This window comes from Pseudomonas sp. F1_0610, from assembly GCF_047470865.1.
In the GTDB taxonomy this organism is placed as follows: Bacteria; Pseudomonadota; Gammaproteobacteria; order Pseudomonadales; family Pseudomonadaceae; genus JAZDRH01.
In genome coordinates this window covers 72,237-78,412 of the sequence record NZ_JAZDRH010000016.1, presented here as the reverse complement: position 1 = coordinate 78,412, position 6,176 = coordinate 72,237, and the positions used below count along the sequence as shown (strand labels likewise).

At 42.1% G+C, this 6,176-nt stretch carries 8 protein-coding genes; 2 read left to right on the top strand and 6 right to left on the bottom strand.

The genetic code is table 11. The annotated features are described in order from the left end of the window. Positions 1 to 192: integrase core domain-containing protein (locus VQ643_RS10340; RefSeq protein ID WP_414199696.1), on the top strand; the 192-nt coding region annotated here is incomplete at its 5' end. Positions 193 to 436: 244 nt separating this feature from the next. After that, complete coding sequence (locus VQ643_RS10335) at positions 437 to 1,579, top strand: MFS transporter (protein WP_414199694.1); 1,143 nt, start codon at positions 437 to 439, stop codon at positions 1,577 to 1,579. On the opposite strand, the gene rnhB is transcribed toward VQ643_RS10335, so the two are convergent. The 6 genes from rnhB to VQ643_RS10305 form a co-directional block, all read right to left on the bottom strand. Next, positions 1,572 to 2,186, bottom strand: coding sequence for a ribonuclease HII (rnhB, locus tag VQ643_RS10330; protein WP_414199693.1), 615 nt, complete (start codon positions 2,184 to 2,186; stop codon positions 1,572 to 1,574). The two genes, VQ643_RS10335 and rnhB, sit on opposite strands and share 8 nt — an antisense overlap. 3 nt (positions 2,187 to 2,189) lie before the next feature. After that, positions 2,190 to 3,317, bottom strand: a complete 1,128-nt coding sequence (gene lpxB, locus VQ643_RS10325) for a lipid-A-disaccharide synthase (RefSeq protein ID WP_414199692.1) — start codon at positions 3,315 to 3,317, stop codon at positions 2,190 to 2,192. 2 nt (positions 3,318 to 3,319) lie between these two features. Beyond that, positions 3,320 to 4,096, bottom strand: coding sequence for an acyl-ACP--UDP-N-acetylglucosamine O-acyltransferase (lpxA, locus tag VQ643_RS10320; protein ID WP_414199691.1), 777 nt, complete (start codon positions 4,094 to 4,096; stop codon positions 3,320 to 3,322). Continuing rightward, positions 4,093 to 4,533, bottom strand: coding sequence for a 3-hydroxyacyl-ACP dehydratase FabZ (fabZ, locus tag VQ643_RS10315; RefSeq protein WP_414199690.1), 441 nt, complete (start codon positions 4,531 to 4,533; stop codon positions 4,093 to 4,095). The genes lpxA and fabZ overlap by 4 nt, the downstream gene beginning before the upstream one ends. A gap of 69 nt (positions 4,534 to 4,602) precedes the next feature. Next, positions 4,603 to 5,646, bottom strand: a complete 1,044-nt coding sequence (lpxD, locus tag VQ643_RS10310; RefSeq protein WP_414199689.1) for a UDP-3-O-(3-hydroxymyristoyl)glucosamine N-acyltransferase — start codon at positions 5,644 to 5,646, stop codon at positions 4,603 to 4,605. A 2-nt stretch (positions 5,647 to 5,648) separates the two neighbouring features. After that, a complete protein-coding gene (locus VQ643_RS10305) occupies positions 5,649 to 6,152 on the bottom strand; it encodes an OmpH family outer membrane protein (RefSeq protein ID WP_414199688.1) in 504 nt (167 codons plus the stop codon). Positions 6,153 to 6,176: the final 24 nt, after the last annotated feature.

Here is a 6,176-nt window from a genome sequence, read left to right as displayed (position 1 = left end):
TTAGGAAAATCTACACAAAATGCATTTGTAGAAAGCTTGAATGGTAAGTTTAGGAATGAGTGCTTGAACCTACATTGGTTTAGAACGCTGGCGGAAGCCACTTATAAAATAGAGCAATGGAGACAACGTTATAATGATGTCTGCCCTCACAGCTCATTAAATTATATGCCACCATCCGAATACGCGAGATAGGTGGCATAATGCAAAAACCCCATCCTAGCTGTGGTACTAAACTTAAGATAAGGTCACAAATGTCTTAGATAGCTGACTCACGCAGTGGATTTAGACTTCATATAACCAACCGTCCTTATTTCAAACTAAAAATAATTTAACCCCATATTTTGCGCTGACATAAAACTCAGTAAGCTGCCATAATATTGCCTTGTCTTTGTTTTCCCCCTTCACTGAGCATACAAAAATAGCTCTGGTTTAGAAAATGTCTGTGCAATTAGAAAACCATCACTTGATAAAAACCGCTATTCGCGCTGCTCGTTGCGGCTTTTTCATTGCTGGATTTGGGCTCTCGGTATGGGCGCCTATAGTGCCTTTTGTACGCCAACGAATAGAAATGAGCGATGGAGTGTTTGGACTTTTACTCCTATGTGTTGGCGTTGGCTCACTTACTTTTATGCCTTTATCTTCATTTTTTGCCTCACGCTTTGGTATTCGCAATGTGATATTGGCGTGTACGACTATTCTTTTACTGGCATTAACGGGCATGGCATTAGTTGAGTCTATTGTCGTCTTTGGCATCATCCTTTATTTATGGGGTGGCTGCTTAGGCTTAATGGATGTAGTGCTAAATATTCAAGGGCTTATGGTAGAAGACAGAGCGCAACGCCCCATAATGTCTAACTTACATGGTGTTTTTAGCTTAGGCACTATTTCAGGCGCCCTAGCACTCACAGGGCTGTTAATGCTTGATATAACACCAGCCATGAGTCTTTTTATGATGATGCTGGTGATCGCTATTATGTGCGCCATCGGCTTTGGCGGATTTCTTACAGAACGTACCAAAGGTAATCAGAATGGTTTTGTTATGCCAACGCCCTTTGTTGCATTAGTAGGCGTCGTTTGCTTTGTTGTTTATTTGACAGAAGGTGCTGTATTAGATTGGAGTGCGCTATTTCTAATTGGCATTAAGCACATGCCCGATACCCAAAGTGGTTTGGGCTATGCGAGCTTTTCTTTAATGCTTATGCTAGGTCGTTTTTGTGGCGCTTCTATTATCAAATACTTAGGTACATCTAAAACAGTATTATTTGGCGGTATTATTGCTACTACTGGCATAGGTATAAGTTTACTTGCAGCGCATTGGTCTATTAGTTTATTCGGCTATGCTGTTGCGGGCTTAGGCTGCGCTAATATCTCTCCCGTTCTTTTTTCATCCTTAAGTCGCCAGCAAGCAATGCCTGCGGATCAAGCTGTTGCAGCAGCAGCAACTCTAGGTTATTTAGGTGTATTAGCAGGTCCAGCTATGCTAGGTGCTATTGCTGAGTTTAGTTCACTGTACGCCGCTTTTGCTTTTCTGGCAGTGCTGCTGCTGATAGTTGCTGCTTTAGGACCACGCTTTAAATAAGCGTGGCTGGTGGGTTTTCTAACACTTTACGAACAGGAGCAAATGAGCGCCTGTGCGCATCAGTAGCACCTAGCTTAGCTAAAGCGTCCATATGTTGTTTTGTTGGATAACCTTTGTGTTTCGCAATACCATAGCCTGGGTAGCGCTTATCTAGCGCTTCCATTTCTCGATCGCGGGTTACTTTAGCCAGAATGGAGGCCGCCGCAATAGCGGGCTCTTGACTATCCCCTTGGACAACAGCTTGACAAGGTACTTTTAATTTCGGGCAACGATTACCATCAATTAACGCTAAATTAGGCGTAACACTTAAGCCTTCCACAGCGCGCTGCATGGCTAACATTGTAGCTTGCAGTATATTGAGTTGATCTATCTCTGCCACACTAGCTCGAGCAATACACCAAGATAAGGCTTTTTCTTTGATTTCATCAAAGAGTGCTTCGCGTTTTTTCTCAGTAAGCTTTTTAGAGTCATTTAAACCAGAAATAGGTTTCAGCGGATCAAGAATAACCGCTGCAGTGACGACATCGCCACAGAGAGGACCACGTCCCACTTCATCTACGCCAGCCACTAAATTCCGTACTAAAGCAAAGTCTAAACCTAACTGCACTCTTTAACCTATAAGTTGTAATACAGCTGTAGCTGCTGTTTCTGAAGCATTACGGCGTAATATATGATGAATACCAGCAAAGAATCGTATTTGCTCAGCACTGTCATCTAATAGTGGCAACAAAGCCGCTGCTAATTTTTCTGGCGTTGCTTGATCTTGTAAAATCTCAGGTACTAACATTTTTCCAGCTAACAAGTTAGGCAAAGAAATATATGGGCTACGCACCATTTTGCGCAAAATCCAATAGGTTAAACCAGCTAACTTATAAGCCACCACCATAGGACGCTTAAATAATAAGGCTTCTAAGGTAGCTGTTCCTGAAGCAATTAATACCGCATCGCAGGCCTCTAAAACTGCTTGAGACTGCCCTTGTAATAGCACAACAGGTAGATCTCTTTCTTTGAGCATGCTTTCTAACTGCACAAAACGTAACTCGTTTGCGGCAGGTAATAAAAACTTTAATTGAGGGCGTTTCTTGAGTAGTTCACTGGCAGTGTCTAAAAATAAATTTCCCAAACGCTCTACCTCACCTGCACGGCTACCTGGCATTAAAGCCACATATTCGGTATCACGCTCAAGTGCCAAAAGCTCTCTGGCTTGTTGGCGCTGGGGTTCAAGTTCAATGCTATTTGCCAGTGGATGCCCTACAAAACATACAGGAACCTTATGTTCTTGGTAGAACTTGGCTTCAAATGGCAAAAGCGTAAGCATTAGATCGCAGGCTTTTTGAATTTTAAACACACGCTTTTGACGCCAAGCCCAAATAGATGGACTGACATAGTGCACTGTTTTAATGCCAGCATTTCGCAGTTTTAATTCAAGATCTAGATTAAAATCAGGAGCATCAATCCCAATAAAAACATCAGGTTTGATAGAAAGAAGTGTATTTAATAACGCTTTACGGCGCTTTAGCAACTCACGTAAGCGCCCTAAGACCTCAACCAGCCCCATAACAGCTAAGCGCTCCATAGGGAAGTAACTAGCCAGCCCTTGAGCTTCCATTAAAGGACCGCCAACACCAACAAATTGAATATCAGCATATTGTGCTTTGAGCGCCTGCATTAAGCCAGCGCCCAATATATCACCCGAAGCTTCACCAGCAACTAAGGCAACAGTTATAGGTTTAGACATACTTAGCGAATAATACCACGGGTAGAAGAACGTATTGTGCTACAGAACAATTCCACTTCTGGGAAGTTTTTTGCGCTTTCAGCTAACTCAGCTAAAGCTTCTTCTACTGTTAAGCCGCTGCGATAAATAATTTTGTAAGCAGTACGTAACTCATGCATAGCTTCATTGCTAAAACCACGACGGCGCATGCCTTCAAAATTCATGCTACGGGCTTCACCTGGGTTACCTGATACTGTTACAAAAGCTGGCACATCCTTACCAATGGCTGCTCCCATAGCAGAAAAGCTATGAGCACCGATATGACAGTACTGATGCACTAGCGTGTAACCAGACAAAATAGCCCAATCACCAATATGCACATGCCCAGCAAGGGCTGTATTATTGACCAAAATACAATGATTACCCACTACGCTATCATGACCAATATGTGCATAAGCCATAATTAGGTTGTGATCACCAATGGTTGTTTCATCACGATCCTGTATGGTTCCGCGATGCATGGTGACGCCTTCACGGATAATATTATTGTCTCCAATAACTAAACGCGTTGGCTCACCTTTGTATTTACGGTCTGGCGTGTCTTCACCCAAACTTGCGAACTGATAAATGCGGTTATTACAGCCGATACGAGTTGGTCCTTTAATAATAACATGTGGACCTATAACGCAACCTGCGCCAATTTCCACATTAGGACCAATAATACTCCAAGGGCCAATTTCTACATCATCTGCAATCTTTGCAGAGGGGTCGATAATCGCACGCTCATCAATTCGACTCATAGTTGACGTTCCGCACAGATAATTTCAGCAGAGCAAACTAATGTGTCATCCACACTGGCTTGACATTCAAACTTCCAAATACCACGTTTGGCACTTAAAAACTTTGCATCTAATTTTAAGCGATCGCCTGGCACTACTGGTTGGCGAAAGCGTAACTTATCTGAGCCAACAAAATAATACAATGTGCCTTTTTGGGCTGTCGCATCCATCATGCGAAACCCTAATACACCAGCAGCTTGAGCCATGGCTTCAACAATTAACACTCCTGGCATAATAGGATGCTCAGGAAAATGCCCATTAAAGAAAGGCTCATTTATGGTCACATTCTTATAACCACAAATGGTCTTTTCTTCTAGATCAATATCTGTGATTCGATCTACCAACAAAAATGGATAACGATGTGGTAATAGTTGACGAATCTCGTTAACGTCCATCATTTAGCAAAAGCCTTATTCAAAATAAGCACAAAACGTGCACAAAGCCCTAGAACAACAAAACACCAGCTTCTAATCTTTATCTACTGCTTTAGCTTGTTGTTTTTCCAACGAGCGAATGCGTTTAGCCATATCATCTAACTGACGGAAGCGTACGGCATTTTTCTTCCACTCAGCTGCAGGCTGCATAGCAGTTCCAGAGGAGTAAGCACCTGGTTCTGTAATCGAGTGTGTAACCATAGTCATACCAGTTACAAAAACCCCATCACATAACTCAATATGCCCCACTAATCCAACGCCACCAGCTAACATACAATGTTGACCGATTTTAGCGCTTCCTGAAATACCAACACAAGCAGCCATTGCTGAGTGATCACCAATTTGCACATTATGTGCAATTTGGATTTGGTTATCTAATTTGACGCCATTGCCAATTAAGGTATCGCTTAGCGCACCACGATCAATTGTGGTGTTAGCGCCAATCTCCACATCATCGCCAATAGTGACACCGCCAATTTGTGCGATTTTATGCCAAGCACCTTGTTCTTTAGCAAAACCAAAACCTTCACCACCAATCACTGCACCGCTTTGAATAACAACACGATCACCAATGGTAACATCGTGATAAAGTGTCACTCGTGGCGCCAGCCAGCCATCAGCACCAATCACGGTACGCGCACCTATAACAGAGTGAGGGCCTATATAAGTGTTTTCACCAACAACAGCGCCTTCTTCAATTACTACTCCAGCAGCAATACTTGCAGTAGCAGCAATTTGCGCGCTTTTTGCAATCACAGCTGTTGAGTGAATACCAGCAACGGCTTTAGGTTTTGGATCAAATAGGTGTGACAGTTTAGCAAAAGCTAAATAAGGATTGTCGATAATTAAAGCATTACCGACAAACTGCTGTGCATCCTGCGCATTTAAAATAACAGCGCCAGCTTGTGTACTATCTAATTGCTTACGGTATTGTGGGTTTGCCAAAAAGCTAATATGTGACGCATCAGCCTCTTGCAAGGTCGAAAGACCGCTAACAATAAAATCAGCGGAGCCTTTAAGCTCCGCTGATAAAAACTCAGCTAATTCGCCAAGTGAATATGATTTTTGAGTATCCATTATTAACGAGTTTGATTCATTTTCTCAATAACACGTAAAGTGATGTCATATTGTGGCTTAACATCAACAACAGCAGCACTATCAATCACCAAATCGTATTTACCCGCTTTGATAATAGATTCAACAGCACTATCTAGTTTTGGTTTAAGCACTTGTAGCATGTCACGATCAGCAATAGCTTTAGCTTCGTTTAACTCTTTAGATTGAAACTGGAAATCACGTGCTTTTTGTTTGAACTCAAGCTCTAAACGCTCAGCGTCAGCTTGTTTCATTTTATCGCCTTCTTTGGCTAAACGATCTTGAATACGTCTAGCATCATCTTCTAGTTTTTTCAGTTTGTTTAACTGAGGACCAAATTTACGCTCAGAGTCTACTGCATATTTTTTTGCAGCGTCTGATTCTAGTAGTGCCATTTGATAGTTCAATACGGCAATTTTCATTTCTGCAAAAGCTGGAATTGCAAAAAAACTCATCGCTAAAATACAAATTTGCGTCAATTTACGCATGACTTACTCCTGTTACCTGCTTTT

What these genes read in the sequence shown, in the direction of transcription:
- fabZ (WP_414199690.1), bottom strand. Translation starts at nt 4,533, where the DNA reads ATGATGGACGTTAACGAGATTCGTCAACTATTACCACATCGTTATCCA.
- lpxD (WP_414199689.1), bottom strand. Translation starts at nt 5,646, where the DNA reads ATGGATACTCAAAAATCATATTCACTTGGCGAATTAGCTGAGTTTTTA.
- VQ643_RS10335 (WP_414199694.1), top strand. Translation starts at nt 437, where the DNA reads ATGTCTGTGCAATTAGAAAACCATCACTTGATAAAAACCGCTATTCGC.
- lpxA (WP_414199691.1), bottom strand. Translation starts at nt 4,096, where the DNA reads ATGAGTCGAATTGATGAGCGTGCGATTATCGACCCCTCTGCAAAGATT.
- VQ643_RS10305 (WP_414199688.1), bottom strand. Translation starts at nt 6,152, where the DNA reads ATGCGTAAATTGACGCAAATTTGTATTTTAGCGATGAGTTTTTTTGCA.
- lpxB (WP_414199692.1), bottom strand. Translation starts at nt 3,317, where the DNA reads ATGTCTAAACCTATAACTGTTGCCTTAGTTGCTGGTGAAGCTTCGGGT.